The sequence below is a fragment of the Streptomyces sp. NBC_00984 genome, from assembly GCF_045162475.1.
Lineage (GTDB): Bacteria > Actinomycetota > Actinomycetes > Streptomycetales > Streptomycetaceae > Streptomyces.
The window spans coordinates 4387853-4414293 of sequence record NZ_CP108734.1; the positions used below are offsets into that span (position 1 = coordinate 4387853).

The window sequence follows — 26441 nt, forward strand, 5'->3', positions numbered from 1 at the left end:
GTACGTGCCGCCGGGCGCTGCCCCGATCGCGGTGCTCCTGCCCTGCGTATCTCGCGGGCCCCGCGCACACCCTGGGACGCCGACAGGGACATCTGCGGCCGGGAGGGCGGATGAGGGAGGTTCCGGAGAAGGGCCCCGCCTCTGGCCGTACCGGCGACGCTTCCTCTCGTACAGCCGGCCCGCGTACGGACGTCTCCCGCACGACGACCGCACCGGAGCGCCCACCGGGCGACCGCCCGGCCCCCGCCCCCCGCAGCCTGCAACGCCTGCAACGCGCGGCGGGCAACAGGGCCGTCTCCCGCCTGGTGGCCCAGCGCTACACGGCCCCGGTGAAACCGTCCCCGGCGCAGGCGCCCGGTTTCCGGAAGGTCAAGGCGGATGTGGCGGCGAAGAGGGGCCGTCTGGCCGCGCACGCCCCGGCCGCCACGGAGTCGAAGTCGGCACAGGACGCGGCGGTCGCGCCTCCCGACGACAAGGAAGCCCAGGGCAAGGCGGCCAACGCGGAGAAGATGAACGCCGCGAAGCCGGGTGAGTTCAACAAGCAGGCGTTCATCGACGCAGTGAACAAGGCGATCGACGCGCAGGCACCGAAGAACCTGGACCAGGCGGACAAGTTCTCCAAGTCGGGCAAGGCAGATCAGATCAAGGGCGAGGTCGACGGGAAGGTCAAGGACGGCAAGGAGTCCTCCGCCAAGGACATCGACACGGCGACCAAGGCCCCGCCGGACACATCGGCGGCCAAGGACAAACCCGTCACCCCGATGACCCCCGACCAGGCACCCGTCAACCCCGGCGCCCCGTCGCCGGCGGATGCCACTCCCGCCCAGCAGCCCGCCTCCGTCACGGACTTCTCCGAAGGCCCGGCCGCCAACGACCAGACAATGGCGGACGCGGAGGTCACCGAGGACCAGCTCGCCAAGGGCAACGAGCCCGAGTTCGACCAGGCCCTCTCAGCGAAGAAGACCGCAGAGACGGACTCCGCGAAGGCCCCCGCCAAGGGCAAGGCGGCCGAGGCCCAACAACTCTCGACCGCCAAGGCCGGGGCGGCGGCCTCCGGCACCCAGGCCATCAACGCCCTGACGGCGACCAGGGCCTCGGCGGGCAAACAGGTCGACGGCGGCAAGGGCGAGACGAAGTCGAAGGACGAGAAGAAACGCGCCGAGGTAACGGCGAAGCTCCAGAAGGTCTACGACGGAACGAAGAAGGACGTCGAGGCCACCCTGTCCGGCCTCGACAAGAAGGTGGATGAGGCATTCACCCAGGGCGAGAAAGCGGCCCGGGACGCCTTCACCGCCGACCACAAGCGCCGGATGAAGAAGTACAAGGACAAGCGCTACTCCGGGATGCTCGGCCCGGCGAAGTGGGCCAAGGACAAGCTGATGGGCATGCCGAAGGAGGCCAACGACCTCTTCCAGGAAGCCCGCAAGCTCTACGTGGCGAAGATGCAGACGGTCATCTCGTCGGTCGCCGACATCATCGGCGCCGAACTCGGCAAGGCCAAGGCCCGCATCGCGAAGGGCCGCACCGAACTCAAGGCCGAGGTCGACAGACTCCCCGCAGACCTGAAGCAGTTCGGCCAGGAGGCCGCCGCCGACTTCGCGGGGAAGTTCGACGACCTCGAAGCCACGGTCAACGAGAAGTCCGAGCAGCTCGTCCAGGATCTCGCGCAGAAGTACACCGCCGCGCTGAACAAGGTCGACGAGGAGATCAAGAAGCTCCAGGAGGCCAACAAGGGCCTGATCGACAAGGCGAAGGACGCGATCGTCGGCGTCATCAAGACGATCAACGAACTGAAGAACCTCCTCCTCGGCATCCTCGCCAAGGCCGCCTCCGCCATCATGAAGATCATCAAGGACCCCATCGGGTTCCTCGGCAACCTCGTACGCGCGGTCGGCGCAGGCCTCAACCTCTTCGTCACCAACATCGCCGAACACCTCAAGACCGGCGTCGTGTCCTGGCTGCTGGGCACCGCCGTCAAGGCCGGCCTCGAACTCCCCCAGAAGTTCGACCTCAAGGGCATCATCCAGCTCATCGGCTCCCTCCTCGGCCTGACCTGGGCCAACATCCGCGCCCGCATCACCCGCAAGGGCATCCCCGACCAGGCCCTGACCGCCGTCGAACAGTCCGTCCCCGTCGCCAAGAAACTCGCCGCCGAGGGCCCCGCAGGCGCCGTCAAGGAAATCGAGTCCGAGGCCGGCGACCTCAAGGCCACCATCCTCGAAAAACTCACCAGCTACCTGATCCCCACCGTCATCATCGCCGGGATCACCTGGATCATCTCCCTCCTCAACCCCGCCTCCGCCTTCGTCCGCGCGGTCAAGGGAATCATCGACATCGTCACGTTCATCGTGAACCAGGGCGCCCAGATCGTCGAATTCGTCAACGCCGTCCTCGACGCGGTCATAGCCATCGCCAACGGCGGCTCGGCAGGCGTTCCGAAGATGGTCGAAGCCGCCCTCGCCGCCAGCGTCCCCCTCCTCATCGGCTTCCTCGCCTCACTCCTCGGCATCGGCAACCTCGCCAACAAAGTCAAATCCGTCTTCCACGCCGTCGCCAAACCCGTCAACCGCGCCATCGACAAAATCGTCAACTTCATCACCAAGAAAGGCAAGGCCCTCTGGAACAAACTCAGAAACAAGGACCGCGCAGATCCGAAAAATAAAGACAAAGGCCCGGACCAACGGACAGACGCCCAGAAGCGAAATGATCTACATGCAGGCATGACCGCCGCCGAGGCGATCGCGAAGAAGGACACTGAAGAAAAGGAGAAAAGGGAGCAACTTCGCCCCATCAAGAAGCGTTACGGGATGAAAAAGCTATCCCTAACTATTGAGATAACTGCCGATGGCGTCGAGAACTATACCATCGAAGGTGAAGTAAACCCTAAAGAAGAGAAGAATGGCTCCAATGGACCCAAGAGAGGTGACCACGTTTTTGCCCTAGGACTTTCAGGAACATTGAAAAAGATACACAACATTGCGACCGACGGCCTGAATCACTTGAACACGCCCCACGCAAAAACGGCCTCGCTCTTGCTGGCATCCCTGGACAGTGCACAGGGAAAGGCTGAAAACTTACCCGAGATAGTAGTCAGAAAAAAGGCAGGCCACGAACCAGAGGGCGATGCTCACTCCAAGGCTTACGGGAAAGCATCCCAAGAAGCAGTCCTCGCCTTTACGACACTGATCCACAGCATCGCACAATACTATGATGAAACCCGAGGCGGCGAAGAAGACTCCTTGAGGATGATTGGAGCCTTAGAAACCTCATCGGTCTATGCAATTTTCGCCGTCGAAGAGTGGCTGGACAATGTGGTGGACAGGGATTCCGTACCACTCATATCTAATAAGAGGGAATTCTATAAAGGCGAGCTACAACTTGAGGAGATTCGCCAAATTCTTATCCTTGCCTGTGAGCGCACGCTCCCCCGACTTCCGTCGGGGTGGCGCAAGAGAGGACACAACTGAAGCCGATCAAGGCCTCTTCGTCTACATCATGCCGGACCCCACTCACCCAGAGAAGGTGATCACGACCTGCTCCTCAGAAAATCTGCCTGCCCCAACACCTCCGCAGCCGAATACAGGAATCCGACATATGCTTTGTACGTCGCCCCGTAGGCATTCTTGGCATCTTGTACGCATCTCTCCCTGCGGGCCGCTTCCACTTTGATCGCTTCGAGCACCAAAGCGCCGTAACGGACCAATGCACTCGACGCCGCCTGAGCGCTTTCGGAGACAGCATCAGGGCCTTCCCCGGTCACCGCGTCTTCCAGAGGCGCCAATTTTTCCTCCGGCGGACGCCAATCCGCACGCAACGCCGCAAGTCCGCTTTTCGTCTCCCTGTCATCCAGGGCTTCAGTCAGAGCGACATCGATATAGGCACCACGGATACGATCCAGGTTCTCCCTGTAACAATCCGCATATGCACCGTAGATGCCTTCGCGTGATTCGCTACCCATGCGATCCCAATCGACTCGACGCCGCCTGCCGGATAGATGAGCTCAACAGTTCACAACGCAGCAATTCTTCCCAACCGGGCGACTCTCATCCCAGGATCACTGCAAATTCTTTTGATCACGGGAGAGTACGGCCCGGCTGAGGCCAAGCAGCTTTAGGAACATTCATGGGAGCAATCTGCGGAGTCCATACTGCAGGCACCGACTGGCCAAGACGCACCAGCTGTGTCACAGCGAGCAGGTCATCCATGTCAGGCCTGGCGAGATGCCTGTCGAGTACCTGCATTGCACCGGTAGCTGCCACCCTGCCGGGGTACCGCCTCTCCCTGACAGTTCGGCTGTCAGGCGTCGACCACCCGCACCAGCAGTGACTTCAATCCATTGATGAAGTTCGACACCAGACGGCGCGGCGGGCCCGCGGGTTCGAGGGAGCCAGGCAAAGCACGGCACATCTCCTCGTACAGCGCACGCAGTTGCAGCCGCGCGAAGTGCGCGCCCAGGCAGACGTGCGGGCCGTCGCCGAAGGAGACGTGGGGGTTCGGGGAGCGGGAGAGGTCCAGGGTGAACGGGGCGGGGAAGACGCGTTCGTCGTGGTTGGCCGAGGCGTGGAAGACGACCACCTTGTCGCCGCCCCGGATACGGGTGCCCGCCAGCTCCGTGTCCTCGGTGGCCGTGCGGCGGAAGGTGAGGACCGGGGGGTGGCGGCGGAGGAGTTCGTCCACGGCCGTCGCCAACCCCACCTCGCCGTTGCGCAGGCGACCGTACGCCTCGGGGTTCTCCGCCAGGAGGTGCAGGCCGCCGGGGGCCGCGCTGCGTACGGTGTCGTTTCCGGCCACCACCAGGAGGAAGAAGAACATCTCCAGCTCGGGGGCGGTGAGTTCGGGGTCTGTCGCCAAGGACGTCATCACGTCATCGGCGGGGTGGCGGCGCTTGTGGGCGGCCAGGGCATGGGCGTAGTCGAACATGTCGCGCAGGGCGGACGGGGAACGGGGGTTGAGCGGTTTGCCGTCCGGGCCGAGTTCCGGGGTTCCGGCCTCGTCGGGGTCCTGGTAGCCGATGACGCGCTGGGTCCAGTGGAGGAGGAGAGCGCGGTCGGTGTCCGGTACGCCCAGCAGGTCGGTGAGATTGAGCAGGGCGTAGTCGTCGGTGACCTGGGTGACGAGATCGCAGGTGCCGTCGCCGGCCCGCGCCTCGGTGACCGCGCGGGTGAGCAGGGACCGGGCGCGTTCGCGTACGACCGTTTCGAAGCGGTCGATCCGCTTCGGGGTGAAGGCGCGGCTGACGAGTACGCGCAGGCGCCGGTGGTGCGGCGGGTCCTGGTTGAGCATCATGCGGCGGATGAACGGGAGGTCGGCGGGGTCCGGGTCGCGGATCTGGGTGGCGCCCAGGTACGAGGAGTACGTCGAGGAGTCCTTCAGGACCCGGACCACGTCCTCGTGTCGGGTGACCGCCCAGAAGCCGGGGCCCGCCGGCCAGCCGAGCACCTCCGGCTCCTCCTGCCACGCCACGGGGTGGTGGTCGCGCAGATGGCGGTAGTGGTCGTGAGGGATGCCCTGCCCGTACTGCCTGGGGTCGAAGACGTCCGGTACGGACCCGGTCACGCGTTCGCCCCGACGTCCTCCGCGCCCCCGCCGTCCTCCGCGTCCGCCCGCAGGAAGTCCTCCATCACGCGGATCAGATCGAGCGGGGTCTCGTCCATCGCGTAGTGGCCGCACGACGGCAGCTCCACCAGTTCGGCCCGCGGGAACCAGCGCATCCAGGTGGCACGCTGCAGCTCGGCGGACAGGGCCGGGTCCAGCGCGCCCACGACGGCGAGAGCGGGCACGGGCGAACCCTCGATCCGGTCGTGGAAGTCCTCGCCCGCCCAGGAGTCCAGCCAGGCCCGGAACGCCTTGGCGTCACTGCGTTCGACCGAGCGGCGCACCATGCGGTCCAGCCAGCCCGCCGGGCGGCGGCCCCCGGTGGTGGTGTCGAGGATGATGCGGCGGTTCTGCGGGGTATGCGCCGCCGCGGCGAAGAGTTCCCACTGCTCGGGCGGGAGGGGCAGGCCGGACGCGGGGACGGGCGAGACCCCGACGATCCTGCGCACCCGCTCCGGCGCGGCGACCAGTGTCCGCTGGATGACGGACCCGCCCATCGAGTGGCCGATCAGCGAGAACCGCTCCCAGCCGAGCCGGTCGGCCAGCGCGAGCACGTCCTCGGCCCCCTCGGCCGTGGTGTACGCGCCGTCCACGTCCCGGGCCTCGCCGTATCCCCGCAGGTCCACCACCGCGTACTGGAACGAACCGAGGTCCAGATCCGGCAGCACGGGGGCGTACGCGGAGCGGTCGGCGAGCCAGCCGTGCACCGCGATGACCTTGTGCGGGCCGTCGCCGTGCAGTTCGTGGGGCAGAACAGGCAATGCGGTCACGCGGACTCCTGTCGCCGTACGGAGTGGCCCGGTCGGTCACCGGCCCGGCCCTGACCACGGTGGCGGCAACCCCGATCTCGCGCAAGGCTCCACGCAAATGCCCCTGAAGCCAGGCCGCCAGCATTACTCCGGCAACCCCAGGTACGGCCCGGCGCATCCGGACGGAGCCACGGGCTGACGTCGACCGCCAGGGGAAGCCGTTCGAAGCCCGATGGTGAACAGCGAACTCAGTCGGGCAGTGCAATGGTGAGGTCCACCTCGACGAGCAGGCCCGACACAAGGGCACAGAGACCGTGCCAGCCTCTGCGAGGCTCGGCGCGCCACCCGTTTGAGGGACAGCTAACACGTTTCGGCCTCACCTCGCCCACAGCATGGCAGCGTACTAGTATGCATACGTACTGCACGGCGAGGGAATATGTCCTGGAGCCTTGAAATGGTGGGCGAGGTTCGCGAGTGGCTGCTCGGCTTGCGAAAGGATGATCGGGACACGGCTCGGCTTGTGGGGCAGGCACTCCAAGCGCTTGTCGAGGAAGGGCCCGACCTTGGACGCCCTCTGGTGGACAGGATCAAAGGGTCGTCGATACACAACCTCAAAGAACTGCGGCCCGGCTCTGGCGGGACAAGCGAGATTCGCATCCTGTTCGTCTTCGACCCTGACCGCAACGCGGTTCTCTTGGTAGCCGGCAACAAGTCGGGAAGGTGGCATGAGTGGTACAGCCAGTCGATCCCCGTGGCCGAGGGGCGGTACGACGACTGGTTGGCACACTTGGCTCAGCGGCAGAAGGGCACATCGAAATGACTACTTTCCACTCCTGGGACGAAGTGAAGAACGAGGTCTTCGATGCCGAGGATCTTGAGGAGATCGAGCGCGGAGCCCATCGCATGGTGGCCGAGGCGCGAGCGCATCGACTGGTCGAAATGCGGAAACAACTGGGCCTGACCCAGAGCGAAATCGCTGACCGCATGCACGTGCGGCAGGAGCGGGTGTCGGCCATTGAACGTGGGAGGACAACAGCCACGGAAGTCGGAACCATCGCTGCCTACATCGCCGCGCTCGGTGGGCAGTTGGAGATCGTTGCCAACTTCAACGGCTCCCGTGTCGTGATCGCCTGACGCTGAGCCCAACCGGCTCGTCCGGGCACAGCGAGCCGATCTTCCACGCGATCGACAGATGTCGGGCGCTCAGGCCAGCAGCCCCAGATACGGGCCGAACTCCGACGCCAGGGTCAGCCGGCCCAGCTTCTGGTACTCGCGCTGGATCGCGTGGATCAGCGTCGGCATCGTCACCGGCTCGTCCGTGTCCGCCGCCAGGTACGCGGACGTCACCGCGATCGAGCGGATGTTGCCGCCCGCCAGCTCGAAGTTCTCCGCGCAGAAGGCGAGGTCAAGGTCCTTGCCCCGGGGGAGTACGGGGCCCAGGCAGCGCTCCCAGAGGACGAGGCGCTGTTCGGGGTCGGGGACCGGGAAGTCGATGACGAGGTCCAGGCGGCGGGTGAACGCGTCGTCCAGGTTGGCCCGGAGGTTGGTGGCCAGGATGGCCAGGCCGTCGAAGGACTCCATGCGCTGGAGGAGGTACGCGCTCTCGACGTTCGCGTAGCGGTCGTGGGCGTCCTTCACGTCCGAGCGTTTGCCGAAGATCGCGTCCGCCTCGTCGAAGAGCAGCACTCCGTTCACGCCCGCCGCTTCGGAGAAGATCCGTTCCAGGTTCTTCTCCGTCTCGCCCACGTACTTGTCGATCACCGTCGCCAGATCGACCGTGTAGAGGTCAAGGCCGAGATCGGCGGCGATGACCTCCGCCGACATCGTCTTGCCGGTACCGGAGTCGCCCGCGAAGAGGGCGGACACGCCCCGTCCCCTGCCGCCGCCGGGGCGCATGCCCCACTCCCCCAGGACCCGGTCGCGGTGCCTCGCGCGGGCCGTGAGTTCGCGGAGCTGGGCGTGGGTGTCCGGCGGGAGGACCAGGTCGTTCCAGGTGACGGTGGGTTCGATGCGGCGGGCCAGGCGGTCCAGGCCCGCCGCGTTCTGTGCGCGGGCGCCCTGGCGGACGTGGTCGGGGGTGAGGGTGCCGCCGTCCAGATGGGTGGTCTGGGCGGCGCCCCGGGCGGCGCGGGTGATCTGTTCCGGGGTGAGGAGGAACGGCGAGAGCAGCCGGTCCACGTCGATGGTCCCGGGGACGGGGGCGTCGTACGCGTCGGTCCAGAGGGCCGCTCTGGTCGAGGGTTCCACGCGTGGGGCGTGCAGGAGGAGGGGCGGGGCGGCGGACCAGGCCGCGTCCCAGGGAGCCCGGCCCACCAGGATCGTGGGGACCGGGGTGCCGGTGAGCAGCCGGAGGAGCTCCGGGTGCTCGCGGGAGACCGCGTCGAGCGGGGCGCAGACCACGCCCGCACCCGTCAGCCGGGCCTCCCGGACCAGGGAGCGGACCGCCTCGGCCGGGGACGGGTCCTCGGCGAGGCGCGCCAGGTCCAGGCCCAGGACCCGGTGGCCCGCACGGGTCAGCGCGGAGGCGGCGAGCGCCGTGCCCGCGCCGCCCTGGTCCTCGCGGAGGTAGGCCAGCGAGGCGCCGTGGGCGAGCGCCCCGGCGAGCGGGGCCGGGTCGCCGACGCCCGGTACGGCATGCCAGGGGGCGAGGAGATCGGCCAGCCGCGGGTCGGGGGTGTCGTCGCCCAGCAGGTGCGCGGTGACCCGGTCGGGGACGCGCAGCGCCCGGCTCAGGAACGGGCGGTCCAGGTCCTCGACCAGGAGGAGGCGGCCCTCGCGGAGCGGGGCACGGGCCGACAGCCGGCCGCGCGCCACCTGGTCGGCGGGGGACAGCCCGCACAGGCCCAGCGCCAGGCCGCTGGAGGGACGCCGGCGGGTGACGTCGTCGTTCAGGTAGCCGTAGAACGCCTCGAACCGGTCGTCGAGATCCGGTACGAGCGCGATGAGGAGGATCTCGACGTCCAGGGCGGTGAGTCCGAACTCGGCGGCCAGGGAGGTGAGTCCGGACCGCTCCTCCCATGCCTCACCGGAGTCGGGAGCGGAGGGCGGCGGAACGGGGAGCGGGAAGGCGCGGGCCTCGTCCTCGTCCAGCAGGCGGGCGATGTTCTCGTCCGTGAGGTAGAGGCCGCGGAAGGCGTCGTCCGGGTCCGGATCGGTGAGCTGCCGGGCCTCGACCGCCCGTCGGATGCGCTGCTCCACCGCCACCGCGCGTGCGAGGAGATGGCGCAGGTTCGAATCACCCGCGGTGGTCATTCGGCGCCATCCTCCGTACGGCCCTTCCGGGTTTCCGCGCGAGTGTCCCGGCCCTTCCGGGTCTCCGTGATGCGGAGGGACAGGCCGCGTCGTTCCGCATCGGGAGCACGCGAGGCGGCGTCCCCGCCCGGCCGCCCCGGCCGCCCCGGACGCCCCGGACGGCCCGGACGGCCTCCGTACACCGGGAGGCCCCCGCGGCCCGGCATCGGTTCCGATACGGGCTCGGTGCCCTCGGGCACGTCCCCGAAGCGGGCCTGCAATCCCTCGTCGCCCACCGGCGGCCCGACCACATAGCTCGGCGAGGCCGTCACCGGCACACTGATGACCAGGTCGAGCGAGGGTTTCAACTCCCCGCCCAGCGCGCTCCATACGTCGGCGAACGAACGGTCCTCCGGCGGCGGCAGCGCGATCGACATCGGTACGGGTGCCCCGATCTCGGCCAGGGTGCCCGCCAGCCGCTCCGGCGGCAGCGCCTCGTAGCGGAGCAGACAGCCGAGCAGCGACGAGAGCAGCCGGTGTTCGTCCTCCGGGCGCTTCGTCCATGCCGTGATCAGGTACGACAGCTTGAAGAACCGGGGCGGGCGACGGCGCGCGACGATCGTGCCCCGCTCGTCGTAGTCGTTGTGCAGACCCCGCTCGCGCCTGCGCATGTCCTCGCGGATGTCGTAGAGATACAGGTTGACCATGGGCGCGTTGACCTTCGCCGCCCATTCCCGGGTGGGGGCGTCGAAGACCACCGCGATCTGGCCGCCTTCGAGCACCTCCGCCCTGATCAGCGCCCGCAGTACGTCGTCGACCTCGTGGATCACCTGATCACTCCCGTGCGGTCGCCGGCGCTCATGCGCGGCCCGCGAAGTCCGGTGGCTGGAGATTCCGCTGCACCACCAGGACCGGTTTCTGCAGCCGGTCGAGGTCGCGTGAGTCCGCCCTCAGCTCGCGCGGACCCAGCTTGTCCTTGCGCAGGACCAGAACCTGCACCTCGAAGGTGCCGTCGCGACCCACCGTGGCGGTGGCTCCCCCGGGGGTGATGCCGGTGTTCCACGTGAAACGTACCGTCGCGCCCGGTGGGTAGTCCTTGCCGCGGGCCAGCACCGGCTGGCCCGGCTTGGCGACCTGCGGGGTGACGGTCAGCGAGGGCTTCAGGACGCGCAGCCGGTCGCTGTCCTGGTTGTTGGCCTCGCGGCGGTCCGGCAGCGTGCCACGCACGGTGGCCCGTACGTCCCCGGTGATCGCCGCGCGGTACGTCGCGGTCTGGATCACCTCGATGCGGCCGCCGGCCGGGACGGTGCACGGTTTCGCCGTCGTGCAGCGGGTCAGGGCGGGCAGGCTGCGGTCCTTCCCCGTGGACGGTTTCGGCCAGGTGGAACCGATGACCACGCCGGTCGCCGGGTCCGGACCGGCATTGGTGATGGTGAAGCGGGCACGGGCCGGGCGGCCGGTGTAGGTGCGGTCCGGGCTGACGTCGACCTTCATCGCCACATCCGCCGAGGGCGGGACGGGGGCTTCCATGACCTCGATCTCCGCCGCGTCCGTCCCCGTGTTGCCCGCCGAGTCGGTCGCCGAGCAGCTCACCGTGGTGCGGCCGACCGGGAAGAGCGAACCGGAGGCAGGGGTGCACGTCACCGGAAGCGTGCCGTCGGTGGCGTCCTCGGCGGTGGCGGCGTACGTCACGCGCGCGCCCTTCTTGTCCTTGGCCCGGACGGTCAGATCGTCCACGGTGACGACGGGCGCGTCGATGTCGTTCACATCGATGTTGATCTGTTCCTGGAAGTCCGGATCGGCCGCCGCGGCCGGCCCGATCGTCTCCGCACCCGGGGCCTGGGTGCCCATCAGGAACTGGACGGTGCAGCTCAGCCGGGTGCCCTGGGGCGCGTCCGCGGAGACGTCGATGTTCTCGGCGAAGTGCGCGGTGTCGCCGCTGGTGAGCTGCTGGGTGGGCGGATCGAGGCTGACGGACAGATGCGGATCGCAGTTGTCCAGGCGGTAACTCACGTTGGTGGGGAGGTTGCTGAATCCTTCGGCGATGGCCTCCGCCACCCTGTCACCGTCGATCCCCTCCAGCAGGCGGCCGTTGGTGGCGTTGATGATGCGGGTCGCCTGGTCGGGCGTGGTGAGCGGGTCCTCGACATATTCGGGATCACCGGCGTCACCGTTGCCGTTCAGACCGTCGCCGATCTTGCTCGCGACATCGACACCGATCACCCGGACCCCCTTGTCCTGGAGATCGAAGATCGTGTCGTCGATGCTGTGACCATTGCTCGGGGCGTGGCTGGAAGCATCGCCGACCAGCACGACGACCGGGCTCGCCCCGTCACGGAAGACCGTCTGGCCACCGGCCCCGTTGGCGATCTGCCACAGCCCGTTGATCCAGTCCTCGGACGGGCCCCGGCTCTTGCCGCCCAACGCGGTGTCCAGTTTGTTGACACCTGCCTGCACCGCTTCGAGGTCGTCCGTCAGCCCCTGGAGCACGCTGAAACCGGCATTGGGGTCGCCCTCCTGATCGCCGAACGTGGCCACGGCGAACCGGGAGTCGGGCTGCTCCGCGAGGATCTTGTCGGTGATCTTGGGCAGGTTCTCCTGCACGCTCTTGATCGGATCGGCCATGCTGGCGGTACCGTCCACCAGCAGGATCACATCCGGCCTCGGCGGAATCGCGGGCGTACGCACCTGCTTGGCCACTCCCGTGGAGCCGCCCGGGTCGACCGCGTCGGTGAACTCGGCTGGCGTGACCCAGGGTTCGGGCACCGACACCGCCGACGCACCGGTGGTGACGGCCGAACCGGGCGCGATGCCGGTGGCCACGAGAAGCAGCGCGAGGGCCGGGACACGGAGCGCGGTGAGCGCGCGGCGCGAGGAGGACGGTCCGGCCCGGCCCGGCCTGCCCGGCCGCGACCGCGGCACCCGCCGAAGCGGCTGGAACCAGCGCACGGAAGTCCTCCCCCACCCTCGCCCGATCGGCACACCGGACGTCAGGGTCCTGCACCGGCGGCGGACGCACAGCGGTACGGGAGTCACACCCTCGGGAAGGCCCCGCTGCCCGAAAGGGCAGCGGGGGCTCTACGGGACAGCCCTCAGCGAGGCGACGTACGTAACCGCGCCGCACGCACCCGCGCGGGTCGGCTCAGATCAGCCCCTGCCGCATCGCGTACGCCACCGCGTGCGAGCGGTTCCGCAACTGCAGCCGGGTCATCACCGAATGCAGCACGTTCTTTATGGTGCGCTCGGAGTAAGCCAGCTTCGTCGCGATGTCCGCGGTGTCGTACCCCTCCGCGACCAGCCTCAGCACATCCACCTCGCGCGCCGCGAGACCGGTGAAATGCAGCCCGCGGGGGCCGAGCACCTGCCCCTGGAGGCGGCCCACCTCCTCAAGCAGCCTTCCCAGCAGGTCGGACGGGAGATGGCCCTCGCCCCGCGCCACCGTCCCGATGACCTGCACGAGATGCTCCGGAGTCGATTCGGAGCGCCTGACCACACCGGCGACACCGCACTCCGCGGCGCTCACCAGCTTCTGCTCGTCGATGTCCGTGGTGACCAGTACGGTGCGTGAGGTGCTGGTGCGCTGGATGTGGCGCAGCATCGTCAACACCGCCTCGTCGACCGTGTCCACGACGACGATCACGATCTGGGGGGAGGCGTCGCCCTCCCCCCACTCCATCACGCTGACTTCGGGTCGGGTACGTAACTGACTGGCCACGCCCGCTTGCGAGATCGGATCCTGGGCCCGTAATGCGACAGTGGTGCGCTCCATGGCAATGCTCCCCCTGGGCAACAGCCGATGGCGTCACGTCGAACACAACCAACACGGCTGTTTTCGTTTGCCTCACTCGTCTGAGGCGGTCAAAAGATGCCCGCGTTTCCTTACAGGGAAACAAAAAAGCCGATCCGGGCACGGAATCTGCCCGGAAGTGTTCCTTCACGGTCGATGTCGGGGTTCGGTGGCGAACCTACGGTGCGCCGTATGAGTCTCACGGCAAGCCTCGACGAATCGTCCGTCACTGCCGCACCGGGCGAGGAGACGGCCCTCCCCCTGCGGATCCTGAACTCCGGCAGCACCGTCGAGGAGTACCGCTTCGAGGTGATCGGTGCGTGTGCCGCCTGGTCGACGGTCGAGCCGGCGACGCTTTCCCTGTATCCGGGCGACTCGCAGACGGTCTCCCTCATGCTGCGTCCGCCCCGGGACTCGACCGTACTCGCGGGGGAGACGCCCTTCGGCATACAGGTGGTGCCCACCAGCGAGCAGGGCGACACGGTGGTGCCCGAAGGCCGGGTGACGGTACTTCCCTTCACCGAAACGACCGCCGAACTCGTACCGCGCAGCTCGCACGGTGCCTGGCGCGGCAGGCACCAACTCGCCGTCGACAACCGGGGGAACGCCCCGGTCACCGTACGGCTGGGGGCTCAGTCGGGTACGGAGCGGGCGCGGGTCTCGTTCGCGGCGGACACACTGCAGATCGCCCCCGGGCGGGCGGAGTTCGGGAAGGTGCGGATCCGGCCCGCCAAGCGCGTGTGGCGCGGCATCCCGATCACTCATCCCTTCCAGCTGGTCGCCACCCCGGACGTGGCCGAGGACCAGGCCCCGGTCGCCCCGGTGGTCGTGGACGGCTCGTACCAGCAGGAGCCGATCCTGCCGCGCTGGCTCCCCCGGGCGCTGATCACCGCGGCCGTACTGCTGATCGCGCTGGTGGGGCTCTGGTACGCGCTGCTGCGCCCGGCCGTGAAGTCCGCGGCCCGGGAGGCGATCACACCGGACGCGGTACGGTCCGCGGCCGCGGCCGACAAGAGCAAGGCCCCCGACAAGGGCTCCTCGGCCGGCGCGGCGTCGGGCGGAGGCGACTCCTCCGGGGCGAACGGGGGCTCGCCGAAGCCCAGCCCCTCACCGAGCCCCGATGCGTCCTCCGACGCGTCGGCCGCGGCCCCGACCAGTGCGCAGGTGCAGGTCAGGGACTCGGTGGGCGGCGGTTCGAACACCTCGACGGCCCTGCAGGTGCCCAGCGGGCACACCTTCCAGCTGACCGACATCGTGGTCCAGAACCCGCAGGGCGACGCGGGGACGCTCGTGGTCTCCTCGGGCCGGGACGCGCCCGTGCTCCGGCTGGCGATGGAGAACTTCCGCGACTCCGACTACCACTTCGTCACCCCGATCATGGTGCCCGCCGGTGGCAAGGTCACCATGACCGTCGACTGCCGGAAGGTGGGCAAGCCGGTGAACGCGCCGACGCCTTCGCGATGCTCGGAGTCACTGTTCCTCGGCGGCACGATGAAGACGGACACGGCGAACTGACGCGACGGACTGACACGGCAAACGGGCGCGGCGGACGGATACGGCGGGCTGACACGACGGGCGAACGGGCGCGGCGGACTCGCGGACGGATACGGCGGACGGGCCACGAGGCACCGTCCGCCGAAGGCCCGTCACTCGGGCGGGGCCTCTTCCTCCTCCTCGGCGCCCTCCTTCGCCCGCTGCACGAAGGAGCCCTGTACATCGGCCGGTTGCTCGTCCTCGTCCTCCGTCGCGGCGCGCTGCACAGCAGCCGCACCCGCTGCCGGAGCCGAAGCGGGAGCCGGAGCCGGGTCCGAAGCCGGGGCCGGGTCCGACAGCACCCGGTCGGCGTTCGCGACGGCCTCCCGCTCGAAGCGGTCGGAGGGGTCGCTCACCCGGATCCCGCCCGCCGCCTCCGTACCCTCCACCGGGCCGTTGCGCTGCTGGATCACATGGGTCAGCTCATGGGCCAGCGTGGTACGGCCCTGCGGCGAGGACGGATCGTAGGCGTCCCGCTGGAAGACCACGTTGTTGCCGACCGTGTACGCGTGGGCGCCCACGCCCTTCGCGGACTCGTGTGCGGCGGAGTCCGTGTGGATCCGTACGTCGGAGAAGTCCGCGCCCATCCGGCCCTCCAGATCGGCCCGGGTGTCGGTGTCCAGGGGCTGCCCTCCGCCCGACGAGACCACATCGTGCACGGGGGAGCGCTCTTCCTCCTCCTTGCGCTGGAGCATCGACCCCACGGCGCTGTTGCCGACCGCTCGCTGGAGCACGCTCATGCCGCCGGCCCCGACCACATCGGCCCGACCCGCGGCCGCCGCCCGGTAGAGGTGCGGGGTGTCCGCCGCCTCCCGGCCCTCGGACGCCCTCGACGCGTGCACGGGCTCGTCGTGCTCATGCCCGTGTCCGTGATCCCGCTCGTGGTCGTGCTCCTGGTCCCATTCCTGTGCGTGCATCGTCATCTCCCCTGCCCGCGCCCCGGTCGAAGGCGCGTCGTGATGGCCTCACCACTCCACCTTCACGACGCCCCGCTGCCCCGTCCAGCCCGGACCCCGCCGGCCGGGGGCAGCCGGTCCTGCCCCTTCGGGCACCCGATCCGTCCGTACGGCAAACGGCTGCACCGGCGGCCGGCGGAGTGGCCGGGCCACTCCGCCGTCGGGATGATCGAAGGCATGACCAAGAGCGACAAGGACCAGCACATCACCCTGCGGATCGCCCAGGAGCCGAAGGCGGACGAGCTCCTCGCGCGCAGCCCGCTCGCCGCTCTGGTGGGCATGCTGCTGGACCAGCAGGTGCCGATGGAGTGGGCCTTCTCCGGCCCGTACTCCCTGGCGCAGCGGATGGGCAAGGACGATCTGGACGCGTATGAGATCGCCGCCCACGACCCGGAGGCGCTCACCGAGCTGTTCACCGCGAAGCCCGCCCTGCACCGCTATCCCGGTTCGATGGCCAAGCGGGTCCAGCAGCTGTGCCAGTACCTGGTGGCGGAGTACGACGGCGACGCGAGCGCGGTGTGGACCGATGTCCCGGACGGGGCCGAGCTGCGGAAACGGCTGAACGCGCTGCCCGGGTTCGGCACCCAGAAGGCGCAGATCTTCCTGGCGCTGCTGGGCAAGCAGTTCGGGGTCCGGCCGACGGGCTGGCGAGAGGCGGCGGGACCGTACGGGGAGGCCGGCTCGCACCGGTCGGTCGCCGACATCACGGGCCCGGAGTCGCTCGCCGAGGTCCGCGCGTACAAGCAGCACGCGAAGCAGGCGGCCAAGGCGGCCAAGCGCGCCGCCGAGCAGTAGCGCCGCGGAGCAACAGCGGCCCCGAAGCACCGGACCCCGCCTACCGCCGGCGGCGGGCCGTACCGAAGAGCGACCGCGAGATCTCCCGCCCCAGCTGCGTCCCGACGGACCGGGCCAGCGACCGGAACATCCCACTCGCCACCACCTGCTCGACCAGCGAGGTGTCCTCCTTGGCCGCCCTCTTGGCCGCCTTCCCGGCCCCGCGCGCCTTCTCACCGCGCACCGCTTCCTCCACCGCCGCCCGGTCCGCGGCCTCCGCCTCGGCGGCCCGGCGCTGCGCCTCCTGACCGGCGCTCAGCTTCTCGTAGGCCGACTCCCGGTCCACCGCCTGTGCGTAACGCCCGTACAGCGGAGAGCCCTTCACCGCCGCGTCGAGTTCCGCCGCCGGGTACGGCCCCATCAGCGACTGCGGCGCCCGCAGCCGGGTCGCGGCGACCGGAGTCGGCGCGCCGTTCTCGTTCAGTACCGTGATCACGGCCTCGCCGATGCCCAGCCGGGTCAGCAACTCCTCCAGTTCGTAGGGCGAGTTCGGGAACGTCTTCACCGTCGACCGCAAAGCCTTCGCGTCGTCCGGGGTGAAGGCGCGCAGCGCGTGCTGCACCCGGTTCCCGAGCTGTGCCAGCACCTCCGCGGGCACATCGCGCGGCGTCTGCGTGACGAAGAAGATGCCCACGCCCTTGGACCGGATCAGCCGCACGGTCTGGGTGATCGATTCCAGAAACGCCTTCGAGGCCCCTTTGAAGAGCAGATGCGCCTCGTCGAAGAAGAAGACGAGCTTCGGCCGGTCGAGGTCACCGACCTCCGGCAGATCGTGGAAGAGGTCGGCGAGCAGCCACATCAGGAAAGTGGAGAAGAGCTGGGGCTTGTCCTGCACCGCCGCCAGTTCCAGTACGGATACGAGCCCGCGCCCGTCCGGCGCCTGCCGCAGCAACTCGGCCGTGTCGAACTCGGGTTCCCCGAAGAAGTCGCCCGCGCCCTGCTGCTCGAAGGCGGTGATCGACCGCAGGATCACTCCCGCGGTCGCCGTGGAGAGTCCGCCGATCTCCTTGAGTTCGGCCTTTCCGGTGTCCGAGACGAGGAAAGCGACCACGGCCCGCAGATCCTTGAGGTCCAGCAACTCCAGGCCCTTGGCGTCGGCGTAATGGAAGATCAGGCCGAGCGACTGTTCCTGCGTCCGGTTGAGCTGAAGCACCTTGGACAGGAGTACGGGTCCGAAGCTGGTGACCGTCGCGCGCAGCGGGATGCCGGGGCCGATGCCGCCGAGCGCGTAGAACTCGCACGGGAAGCCCTTGGCCTCCCACGCCTGCCCCACCTGTCCGGCGCGCCCGGTGACCCGGTCCCCCGGCGCGCCGGGGGCGGCGATGCCCGAGACATCGCCCTTGATGTCGGCGAGGAAGACGGGGACACCGTCGGCCGAGAGCTGTTCGGCGATCAGCTGGAGCGTCTTGGTCTTCCCGGTTCCGGTGGCGCCCGCGACGAGCCCGTGCCGGTTGAGCATCGCCAGCGGAATCCGGATCTGAGCGTCCGGCAGGCAGGCGCCGTCCCAGAGCAACGCGCCCAGATCGAGGGCGGCCCCGGAAACGGCGTACCCGGCGGCGATCTCCCGAGCCGGCTCCGGCAGAGCACCGGCCCCCTCGGCCCGCACACCGCCCTCCTCGGCTTGCGCGCCGCCTCCCCCGGCTTGCACACCGGCCCCCGCAGCTTCCCGCACTCCGGCGCCCGCGCCTTGCGCACCGGCGCCCGCGGCCCGCACATCGGCGCCCGCCCCTTGCGGCGCATCCGCGTCCGGACCGCCGGTCGTGCCCGGAGTCGTGGCTCCGCCCATGCCCGCGCCCGTGCGACCGCCCGTGCTGTCGCTGTCATTCATCGAGGCCCCATTCCGGAATGCCTGCTTTTGTGGCGTTCTTGCCAGCATTGCAGTCCGGCCCCGTGGCTGCGCCCGGAGGCTCTTGCCCGGTAGGCTTTCCGTGTGATCTTCAAGCGCATCGGAAATGGGCGGCCTTATCCCGACCACGGCCGGGAAAGCACCCGGCAGTGGGCGGACGTCGCGCCGCGCCCGGTCCGTCTCGATCAGCTGGTGACCACCAAGGGCAACCTGGACCTCGAAACCCTCCTCGCCGAGGATTCGACGTTCTACGGTGACCTGTTCGCGCACGTAGTGAAGTGGCAGGGCGACCTCTATCTGGAGGACGGACTGCACCGCGCGGTCCGCGCCGCACTTCAGCAGCGCCAGGTACTGCACGCCCGCGTGCTCGAACTCGGCTGACCGAAGCGGGTCCCTCCACGGACCGGCAGGACGAGCGGGACCGGCAGGACGAGCAGGACCGGCAGGACCCACGGCCCCTGCGACACCTTCGGGTGCTCCGGGGTTCGTTCGGGTGCTTTCGCACCCGGACGGGTGCGATCCATTGATCATTTAGTAGGCATCATCACCGGGTCGCACTACGCTGCGCCCATGAGCATGCTCACTCCCCCCGGCATGGGCGGAAAGTACCGCATCACGGGCGACAAGTATCCGAAGATGCGCCGCCCCCGGCGTCGCGGCAAACTGATCCTCGCTGCCACCGCTTCCGTGGTCGCCCTCGGGCTGGCCGGATGGGGCACGATGCAGCTCATCGACGTCTTCACCGGCGGCGACCGGAAGGCCAGCGCCGCCGACCACAAGACGGACTGCGCTTCCGCCAAGCCGTCCGCGCCCGCGAAGGTGCTGCCGAAGCCCGCGAAGATCACCGTCAACGTCTACAACGCGACACCGCGCAGCGGGCTCGCCAAGCAGGCGGCCGACGAACTGAAGAAGCGCGGCTTCACCATCGGCAAGGTGGGCAACGCCCCGGCCGCGTACGACAAGAAGGTCCCCGGACCCGGGGTGCTGCTGGGCGCCCCCTCGGCCACGAACGGCTCGTTCCCGGTCCTCGGTACGCAGTTGCGGGGCGCCACCCCGAAGACCGACGCCCGCAGGACGTCGGACGTCGATCTGATTCTGGGTACGAAGTTCAAGACGTTCAGCACGCCCCAGTCGGCGGCCGCGGCCCTCGCCGCCCTGACGAAGCCGGCCCCCGCACCGTCGTCCTGCTGACGGCTGCCGGGGCGGCCCGGCGCGGCCCGGCAGCCCGGCGCGGCCCGGCAGCCCGGGGCGACTCGCTCGGGTCCTAGTCGACCGTGCCGTACATCCGGTCGCCCGCGTCACCCAGGCCCGGGACGATGTAGCCGTTCTCGTTGAGCCGCTCGTCGACCGAGGCGGTGACGACGGTCACTGGCGTACCGGCCAGCTCACGCTCCATCACCTCGACGCCCTCGGGCGCCGCGAGCAGCACGACCGCGGTGACGTCGTCCGCACCGCGCTTGATCAGCTCCTGGATGGCCGCGACCAGCGTGCCGCCGGTGGCCAGCATCGGGTCCAGGACGTACACCTGGCGGCCGGAGAGGTCCTCCGGCATCCGGGTGGCGTACGTCTCCGCCTTGAGCGTCTCCTCATTGCGGATCATGCCCAGGAAGCCGACCTCGGCGGTCGGCAGCAGCCGCACCATGCCGTCGAGCATGCCGAGACCGGCCCGCAGGATCGGCACGACCAGCGGCCGCGGGTGCGACAGCTTCACACCGGTCGTCGGTGTGACCGGGGTCTCGATGTCGACCTGTTCGGTGCGCACATCCCGGGTGGCCTCGTAGGCGAGCAGGGTGACCAGCTCGTCGGCGAGCCGCCGGAAAGTCGGGGAGTCGGTGCGCTTGTCGCGCAGGGTGGTGAGTTTGTGCGCGACCAGTGGGTGGTCGACGACGTGGATCCGCATGGGTTCAACAGTAACCGTGCCTCCCGCACCCGTGCGCTGGCATCAACCGCATGTTCGGGGGGAAGGTGGGGGCATGCCGACCCAGCCTTGGGGTGATGAGCCGATGCCGGACGGGGAAGAGCGGAAGCGGGACCAGCCGGACGCGCCGGCCCCGCAGGACGCACAGGTCCAGCAGGACCCGGAGGAGAACGACGCGGCACGCCGTAGGCGGCGCGCCCAATTCCTGCGCGAGCTCCACGAGGCGAAGGCGCTCCGCGACCGGGTACAGCCCCGCCGCGCGAGGGCGGCCCGGATGCGCCAGGCCATGCGCATGCGCACCTTCCGCTGGTAGCCGGACGGCCGTCCGGCATCCCCGGCGTCCCCCTGGTGGCGGCGTCCAGGAGAACTGGTGGCCGACGCAACGGCCGAACTCCTCTCGCGGAGCCCATGTTTCTGCCACGATTCCGATGGGCGGGACGCAGGACAGCCGGGCCACCGACTGCCCTCCCGCCGGACCTGCAGCCCTATGACCAGTGGGAGAGTCACGGTGTACTTCGCCGCACTGCTCGCGCGCACCGAAGACGGGTGGGAAGCGAGCGATACGGAGCTCGACGATGTGGAGACCCTGTCCGACCTGACGGATCTGGCCCGCGAGGCCTCGGTGGACGAGGACACGGTGCTCGTCTTCATCGAGCAGGAGGACGCCTGGTTCGGCGTCGTCCGGGTGGATGGTGAGGACGACCCCCGTATTTTCGTCTCGGACGCCACCGCCGCAGCACGCTCCTCGTACGGGGAGATCCTGCTCACCGATGAACTGCTCGGCCGCGAACCCGGGGCCGAGGACACGATTGCCGCCCTCGAAGAGCTCGTCGGCCTCGACGGTACGGAGGACGGCGACCCGGACACCACCCCCGACAACGACACCGACACAAACACCGACACCGACGACGACGATGACGACGACGGACTCGACGCCGACGCCGTACCGGCGGGCCCGCTCGGCGACACTCGGATCCTGGCCGACCTCGGGCTCCCCGAGGCCGAGCTGCTGATGCTGCGCACCGACGCGATGGTGGAGATCGCGGACGCGCTGGGCGCGGCCGAGGTTCTGGAAACCGTCCGTTAAGGTCCGCGGGTGAGCGAACCACCGCACCCGCAAGGACCGCCGGAACCGTACGACCCCGTACGGGACCCGTGGCGGGCGCACATGCGCCGCGCCCTGGCCGAGGCCGATCTGGCGGCGCTGGCCGGCGATGTGCCGGTCGGCGCCGTCGTGCTCGGCCCGGACGGCACCCTGCTCGCCACGGGCCACAACGAACGCGAGGCGACCGGCGACCCGACCGCGCACGCCGAGGTCCTCGCCGTCCGCAGGGCGGCGGCGGCCCTCGGCCGGTGGCGGCTGTCCGGATGCACCCTGGTCGTCACCCTGGAGCCCTGCACGATGTGCGCGGGCGCACTGGTGCAGTCCCGCGTGGACCGGGTGGTCTACGGCGCCCGCGACGAGAAGGCGGGCGCGGCGGGCTCCCTCTGGGACGTCGTACGCGACCGCCGGCTCAACCACCGCCCCGAGGTCATCCAAGGAGTCCTGGAGGACCTCTGCGCCGACCGCCTGACGGCCTTCTTCCGCACCCTCTGAGAACCGATTTCTGTCCGCGGCCCGCAATGGTCTAAGCTCTCTCTCGGTAGCGTGTCCGAGCGGCCGAAGGAGCTCGCCTCGAAAGCGAGTGTGGGGAAACTCACCGAGGGTTCAAATCCCTCCGCTACCGCCATCGATGCCCTCCCGGACTGCGGAAACGCAGACCGGGAGGGCGTTCGCGCATCACCAGGCCTGCCGCACCGAAGCCGACGTCGGCTTTTGATCCCCACTCATGCGGGGGTGCCCCTTGGGGCGAACAGTGATGTGCATGGTCCCCGCCCGCGCGGGGCTTAGGGCGCAGCGAGCCCGCTCCCAAGCCATTAAGGAACTGGGGAGAGCAGTGTTTGTGCCCCGCACAGACACTACAACTCGCATCCTTTAGAGAAAGAAGCTTCGCCATCTGACCGTAACTCTCAGGGACACCTGCCGTTGTGATCAGTGTTGGCACACAAGCCGCCCTGCATCCCACGAGGCCTTTGCTGGCCTCCGGTGCATGCAGCGCCCTCGCCCAAGGCAGGAGCCCGCATGACATCACCGCCGCTGGCCAATTTCCTCTACTTCCTGCTCGCCACATGGCCCGCTACTCCGACAGCGCACATCCCATCGCCCCCAGCAGCAGAAACAATCACCGTGGTCTTGGTGCTGGTGTTGGTATTGGTGGTCCCCCGTCGAGAGCGTCGCTGGCACCCCGTGCTACCCCAGGCCACGACCAGCTGATCATGTGTCCTTCCGGCTGATTGCTCGCCGGTTGGGGCGCAGATCTGACGAATCGCGAGTGGTCGCGCATCAAGCCGCATCTGCCGCCGTCGGGCGGACGGGGAGGCCAGTAGCGCGACCACCACACCGTGGTCGACGGGGTCCCGTCCGGGTCCGCACGGGTGTCCCGTGGTGCGATCTGTCGGAAAACTACGACTCCAGGCAACTGTCATGAACGGCATCGCCACTGGTCGGCGGACGGAATGTGGGACCGGATACTGCAGGTGGTCCAAGCCAATACCGATCTAGTCGGACGGATCGGTTATGGCATGGTCAGTGTCGACTCTCGGCACCCTGCTGTGCCCACCAGCACGCGGTCGGCGCCTGCAGGGCCGGACCGTGGGTCCCGGGAGGGGCGACGCCCCGAAACCACCGCCCCGACGAGGGAATCGGACGGTCGCGGGGCGGCCGAGAACGCATCCAGGGACGACAGATACTCGGCCCTCGCGTGCGGGGGTGGCACTGACCGGTGCCGCGCCGTGTCCGGCACCTGGCAGCGGCCCCCACGCATGCGGGGTCCCCCGACGGGCGGGTACGCATCGGTCGACGCGCTCTACTCCCCGTACACACGGGGATTTCGCTCTACCGCGCCCACTGCCCAACTTCCGTCGGCGCGAGGGGCGGTTTCGCGCGTCCGGAGGTCAGCCGTCGCCCTCGGCCCCGGCGCAGTCAGTCGGCCACTGGCTCGGCCCCGTGGGCTGCCGCAATCTGATCGATGCGCTTCGCAAGGTCGAAGTCGGCGTCGGTCAGCTTGTGGCCCGCGTCGTGCGTGGTGATCCCGAACCGAATCCGATCCCACCGCAGGTCGATGTCTGCGTGGTGCCCGATGAGGCGCTCCACATCAGCGACGTGCACGATCATTGCGACGCCACCGTGATACCGGATACCGAAAGAGCGTGTGATCTCATCACCCACCCGCGACCAGTCGCGGAGCTCCAGAAGCCGCCCCTCGATCGCACTGTCCGTCAGTGGTGCAGGTTCCCTGGCCACGCTCAGCTCCCCTCGGTCACGGGCCCCAGGAGCTCCGCAAGATCCCGGCCGACTGGGGCATCCTGCCACGGCCGCATCGCCCGTTCCAGGGTGACCAACTCCCGCCGCATCCTGGCCGAGCGGGTCTCCACCGCGATCGTCGCCACGCTCCGGGTGATCTCCACCGCCTGATCCGGTTCCTGAGCAGCCGCCGCCGCTGTCGCCTGTCGGGCCATGTACACCCCGCGGTCACGGCGGGCGGTCTCCGGGACAACAGCGAGGACCTGCGACCACAGGGCACCCGCCTCAGCGCCGAGTCCGAGCCGTCCGTAGCAGGTGGCCCGCTGCACTTCGAGGTAGCCGGGGGTCCGGCGGCAGGCGTTGCCCCAGGGAAGGTCGTCGTCCACGCGCGGCAGTAGTCGGTCGGCCTGGTCGATGAGCTGGTCGACCAGACCACGTTCTCCAGTCAGGCTGGCGCCGTGCGCCTGCTGCTGCATGGCCATGATCCGTACCTTCGGGATAAGCCGGTCGGCGTCGTCGAGCGCGGCTTCGCAGAGGTCGACGACCGCGTGCCCGTCACCGAGGTCTGTGCGCACCTGAGCTTGATTGACCAGCGAGTAGCCGATGAGGTGCGGGTCGCGGGAGCGCGTCGCGATCTCCTGCGTGACGCCTCGCCAGAACGCCGCACCGTCCATGTCACCTGCGTCCTGGTACAGCCAGCCGACGAGCGCCGCGTAGGCCGCACCGATGCGAAGGAGGCCTCGGCGGGTCTCACCCTTCGCGGAGCGGACAAGCTTGTCGATCAGCTGGTACTGCGCGGACACGGTGCCGATCAGGTCGTGCGGGCCGAGGAGCATGTCGGCCCGGTAGTGGCCCTCCAGCTGCTGCTGGAAGTAGTCGATCAGGGCAGGGTCAACGTGCTGCGGCGCGACGGGGCCCGCAACGAGCGCTGCGGCGGTGACTGAAACGAAAGGCTGGCGGCGCACCTGCTCCTCTTCGTGGTGCTCGGGCCGGATCCAGCCCGGCGGAGTCGTGAACCCGAGATCCTCCGGCCAGCGGCCGAACGCGTCGTGGATGACGATCGCGGTCTCCTCTGCCGGCCAACCGGGGCGATCCCCCTCCCAGCGCCGCCAAGTCCTCGCGGACACGGTGAACTGCCTGTCGTCAAGAAGCTGTTGCCCCTGCTCAGTCATGGCCATGGCGGCTGCTTCGATGGTCCGCCACCCCTTGCGTAGGCGGGCGGCTCGAAGCGCATCGTTGCGGCTCATATGCCCAGTCCGAGGTGTCATCGTGTGCGCTCCTGGCCATGGCCGCTACGTGGCCACGCGTGGCCATCCGGCGACCTATTCGCTGCTCCCCGTGCACACACATCATCAGGATGTAAAGGCGGGCGGTACAGCGATCTGGCTGGACGCCCCTCAAACGACGTAGGCCAGGGGCACGTCCATGATGACGATCAAGGTGTACGAGGTAGACCGATACGGCCGCACACGCGTTGTGCGCCCGGAGGCCGAAGTCACCCCGCTCGAAACTGTGGAAGAGACGTCCGCGTACCCGGCCTGCGAGTGCGATCAGTGCAAGGCCAAGCAGCCGTGACCATCCCCACTCGCCCACTCCCTGCCCCAGGAACGTTGACGTGGGGCCAGGCCACCGGACGCGCCTGCATCTGGTGCAAAACGCCCCTCACCACCGGTGCCGTGAGTGCCGGCACCATCCGCGACCGGCTGGGCGCGCACGTCCTGGATACCGAGGTGTGGGCCGGGCCCTGCTGCGTGGGCGAGGTGTCCTGAGGGACTAGGTGTCGGAAACGTCGTGCCTCCCAAGTCGGCGGCGAGCTGCCGGTCCTGATCATCGACGAAGCCGCACTTCGCACGCGCTGCACCGACTTCCAGATCCTGTACGACCAACTAAATCGCCTGGTCACCAGGTCCGGCTGGCCGACCGACGATCACTATCCAGGTGCTTCCGTCGAACGCGGCACCGCACGCGGGGCAGATGGGGGCCTTCTCCATCCTCGGATACAGTGCGCACGCCGACCTGCCGGTCGGGCGCCGAGTCGCTAACCAGTGTGTTGTACGTCGAGGAACGCACCGACGTAGCCGTCTTCAGGGCGCGGTTCAGCAGCTTCGCGCGGCGGCACTATCCGTTGACGAGCCCAGGTAATTGATCAAGTAGATAAGGGACCAGCAATGAACACCAGCCCTGCCGTTGGCGTTGCTTCGGACCTGCGCGTGAGCTGGTGGAAGTCCAGCGCGTCCGGCGCCCAGTCCGACTGCGTGGAGTGCGGCGTCATCGACACCGAAAGCGTCGCTGTCCGCGATAGCAAGGTCCCGAACCGCCCGGCTTTGATCTTCGGCCGCGATGCCCTCTCCGCCATGGTTGACGCGGTAGCCGGCGGCCTTGTGTGATCCGGCCTCGCCTGCCCCGTGCGGTGAACACGCCAGAATTCATCGAAATGTCCGAATCTCAAGAAGTAAGTAAAAACAGGTTCCGCCCCACATAAACCAGCAGGTCAGTAGCTGTGGTCCCCGCGCATGCGGGGTTGGTCCCCTGCGGACGGCGCGCTCCCTGGGGGCGGCCGGGTGGTCCCCGCGCATGCGGGGTTGGTCCCGGCCTGGGCGATGTAGCCCTGGGGGTCATCGGGTGGTCCCCGCGCATGCGGGGTTGGTC

At 68.9% G+C, this 26441-nt stretch carries 24 protein-coding genes, 1 tRNA gene, 1 pseudogene and 1 CRISPR repeat array (1 of these 27 cut by a window edge); of the genes and pseudogenes, 14 read left to right on the forward strand and 12 right to left on the reverse strand.

Annotated features, from left to right (window positions below):
- The first annotated feature begins 110 nt into the window (after positions 1-110).
- Entirely contained in the window at positions 111-3467 is a 3357-nt protein-coding gene (locus OG520_RS19475; protein WP_406014002.1) for a hypothetical protein, read from the forward strand.
- Between the two features lie 59 nt (positions 3468-3526).
- Here OG520_RS19475 and OG520_RS19480 read toward each other — a convergent pair whose 3' ends face one another.
- The 3 genes from OG520_RS19480 to OG520_RS19490 all read right to left on the reverse strand — a co-directional run bounded on the left by OG520_RS19480 (position 3527) and on the right by OG520_RS19490 (position 6365).
- Positions 3527-3958: a hypothetical protein gene (locus tag OG520_RS19480; protein ID WP_406014003.1), complete on the reverse strand. Its 432-nt coding sequence runs from the start codon at positions 3956-3958 to the stop codon at positions 3527-3529.
- 338 nt (positions 3959-4296) lie between these two features.
- Positions 4297-5556, reverse strand: coding sequence for a cytochrome P450 (locus OG520_RS19485; protein WP_406014004.1), 1260 nt, complete (start codon positions 5554-5556; stop codon positions 4297-4299).
- Positions 5553-6365: an alpha/beta fold hydrolase gene (locus OG520_RS19490; RefSeq protein WP_406014005.1), complete on the reverse strand. Its 813-nt coding sequence runs from the start codon at positions 6363-6365 to the stop codon at positions 5553-5555. The genes OG520_RS19485 and OG520_RS19490 overlap by 4 nt, the downstream gene beginning before the upstream one ends.
- A 433-nt stretch (positions 6366-6798) precedes the next feature.
- Between OG520_RS19490 and OG520_RS19495 the strand changes: the two genes are divergently transcribed.
- Complete coding sequence (locus OG520_RS19495; RefSeq protein ID WP_406014006.1) at positions 6799-7164, forward strand: type II toxin-antitoxin system RelE/ParE family toxin; 366 nt, start codon at positions 6799-6801, stop codon at positions 7162-7164.
- Positions 7161-7478: a helix-turn-helix domain-containing protein gene (locus OG520_RS19500; protein WP_383765750.1), complete on the forward strand. Its 318-nt coding sequence runs from the start codon at positions 7161-7163 to the stop codon at positions 7476-7478. Before OG520_RS19495 ends, OG520_RS19500 begins: the two co-directional genes overlap by 4 nt.
- A 69-nt stretch (positions 7479-7547) precedes the next feature.
- Here the strand turns inward: OG520_RS19500 and OG520_RS19505 are convergent, their stop codons facing one another.
- From OG520_RS19505 to OG520_RS19520, 4 genes are all read right to left on the reverse strand, one after another.
- On the reverse strand, positions 7548-9596 hold the full coding sequence (locus OG520_RS19505; RefSeq protein WP_406014007.1) for an ATP-binding protein: 2049 nt from the start codon (positions 9594-9596) through the stop codon (positions 7548-7550).
- Entirely contained in the window at positions 9593-10405 is an 813-nt protein-coding gene (locus tag OG520_RS19510; protein WP_406014008.1) for a DUF4255 domain-containing protein, read from the reverse strand. Before OG520_RS19510 ends, OG520_RS19505 begins: the two co-directional genes overlap by 4 nt.
- 28 nt (positions 10406-10433) lie before the next feature.
- Positions 10434-12524: a VWA domain-containing protein gene (locus OG520_RS19515; protein ID WP_406014009.1), complete on the reverse strand. Its 2091-nt coding sequence runs from the start codon at positions 12522-12524 to the stop codon at positions 10434-10436.
- A gap of 193 nt (positions 12525-12717) precedes the next feature.
- Positions 12718-13344, reverse strand: coding sequence for a response regulator transcription factor (locus OG520_RS19520; RefSeq protein WP_266416590.1), 627 nt, complete (start codon positions 13342-13344; stop codon positions 12718-12720).
- A gap of 210 nt (positions 13345-13554) precedes the next feature.
- Here OG520_RS19520 and OG520_RS19525 point away from each other — a divergent pair, with 210 nt between their 5' ends.
- On the forward strand, positions 13555-14877 hold the full coding sequence (locus tag OG520_RS19525) for a hypothetical protein (RefSeq protein WP_406014010.1): 1323 nt from the start codon (positions 13555-13557) through the stop codon (positions 14875-14877).
- Between the two features lie 131 nt (positions 14878-15008).
- On the opposite strand, the gene OG520_RS19530 is transcribed toward OG520_RS19525, so the two are convergent.
- Positions 15009-15818, reverse strand: a complete 810-nt coding sequence (locus OG520_RS19530; RefSeq protein ID WP_399332232.1) for a DUF4157 domain-containing protein — start codon at positions 15816-15818, stop codon at positions 15009-15011.
- 210 nt (positions 15819-16028) lie between these two features.
- Here OG520_RS19530 and OG520_RS19535 point away from each other — a divergent pair, with 210 nt between their 5' ends.
- Positions 16029-16646: an HhH-GPD-type base excision DNA repair protein gene (locus tag OG520_RS19535; RefSeq protein ID WP_399332234.1), complete on the forward strand. Its 618-nt coding sequence runs from the start codon at positions 16029-16031 to the stop codon at positions 16644-16646.
- A 40-nt stretch (positions 16647-16686) separates the two neighbouring features.
- Here OG520_RS19535 and OG520_RS19540 read toward each other — a convergent pair whose 3' ends face one another.
- Positions 16687-18513 carry a helicase HerA-like domain-containing protein gene (locus OG520_RS19540; protein ID WP_406014011.1) on the reverse strand — a complete coding sequence of 609 codons (1827 nt, stop codon included), beginning with the start codon at positions 18511-18513 and terminating at the stop codon, positions 16687-16689.
- A 102-nt stretch (positions 18514-18615) separates the two neighbouring features.
- Between OG520_RS19540 and OG520_RS19545 the strand changes: the two genes are divergently transcribed.
- Positions 18616-18912: a type II toxin-antitoxin system VapB family antitoxin gene (locus OG520_RS19545; protein WP_072488263.1), complete on the forward strand. Its 297-nt coding sequence runs from the start codon at positions 18616-18618 to the stop codon at positions 18910-18912.
- A gap of 213 nt (positions 18913-19125) precedes the next feature.
- A complete protein-coding gene (locus OG520_RS19550; RefSeq protein ID WP_406016520.1) occupies positions 19126-19722 on the forward strand; it encodes a LytR C-terminal domain-containing protein in 597 nt (198 codons plus the stop codon).
- A 73-nt stretch (positions 19723-19795) separates the two neighbouring features.
- Here the strand turns inward: OG520_RS19550 and upp are convergent, their stop codons facing one another.
- Positions 19796-20431 carry a uracil phosphoribosyltransferase gene (gene upp / locus OG520_RS19555; RefSeq protein WP_266416595.1) on the reverse strand — a complete coding sequence of 212 codons (636 nt, stop codon included), beginning with the start codon at positions 20429-20431 and terminating at the stop codon, positions 19796-19798.
- A 73-nt stretch (positions 20432-20504) separates the two neighbouring features.
- Here upp and OG520_RS19560 point away from each other — a divergent pair, with 73 nt between their 5' ends.
- The 5 genes and pseudogenes from OG520_RS19560 to OG520_RS19580 all read left to right on the forward strand — a co-directional run.
- Complete coding sequence (locus tag OG520_RS19560) at positions 20505-20762, forward strand: hypothetical protein (RefSeq protein ID WP_406014012.1); 258 nt, start codon at positions 20505-20507, stop codon at positions 20760-20762.
- A gap of 195 nt (positions 20763-20957) precedes the next feature.
- Positions 20958-21536 (forward strand): hypothetical protein, encoded by a 579-nt coding sequence (locus tag OG520_RS19565; protein WP_406016521.1) that lies wholly within the window; start codon positions 20958-20960, stop codon positions 21534-21536.
- 81 nt (positions 21537-21617) lie between these two features.
- A complete protein-coding gene (gene tadA / locus OG520_RS19570; protein WP_406016522.1) occupies positions 21618-22046 on the forward strand; it encodes a tRNA adenosine(34) deaminase TadA in 429 nt (142 codons plus the stop codon).
- Between the two features lie 45 nt (positions 22047-22091).
- Positions 22092-22179: transfer RNA gene (locus tag OG520_RS19575), tRNA-Ser, on the forward strand.
- A 604-nt stretch (positions 22180-22783) separates the two neighbouring features.
- Positions 22784-23211: pseudogene (locus OG520_RS19580) on the forward strand (transposase); the annotation flags it as partial.
- Positions 23212-23471: 260 nt separating this feature from the next.
- Here the strand turns inward: OG520_RS19580 and OG520_RS19585 are convergent.
- Together OG520_RS19585 and OG520_RS19590 are read right to left on the reverse strand one after the other, a co-directional pair.
- Positions 23472-23771, reverse strand: a complete 300-nt coding sequence (locus OG520_RS19585; protein ID WP_399332307.1) for a 4a-hydroxytetrahydrobiopterin dehydratase — start codon at positions 23769-23771, stop codon at positions 23472-23474.
- A 23-nt stretch (positions 23772-23794) separates the two neighbouring features.
- Positions 23795-24970, reverse strand: coding sequence for a Twin-arginine translocation pathway signal (locus OG520_RS19590; protein WP_406014013.1), 1176 nt, complete (start codon positions 24968-24970; stop codon positions 23795-23797).
- A gap of 760 nt (positions 24971-25730) precedes the next feature.
- Here OG520_RS19590 and OG520_RS19595 point away from each other — a divergent pair.
- Both OG520_RS19595 and OG520_RS19600 read left to right on the forward strand, forming a co-directional pair.
- Positions 25731-25934, forward strand: a complete 204-nt coding sequence (locus OG520_RS19595; protein WP_406014014.1) for a hypothetical protein — start codon at positions 25731-25733, stop codon at positions 25932-25934.
- Positions 25935-25960: 26 nt separating this feature from the next.
- Entirely contained in the window at positions 25961-26179 is a 219-nt protein-coding gene (locus OG520_RS19600) for a DUF397 domain-containing protein (protein ID WP_406014015.1), read from the forward strand.
- Between the two features lie 113 nt (positions 26180-26292).
- Positions 26293-26441: a CRISPR direct-repeat array (repeat unit 29 nt; unit sequence GTGGTCCCCGCGCATGCGGGGTTGGTCCC) (it continues 2696 nt past the right edge of the window).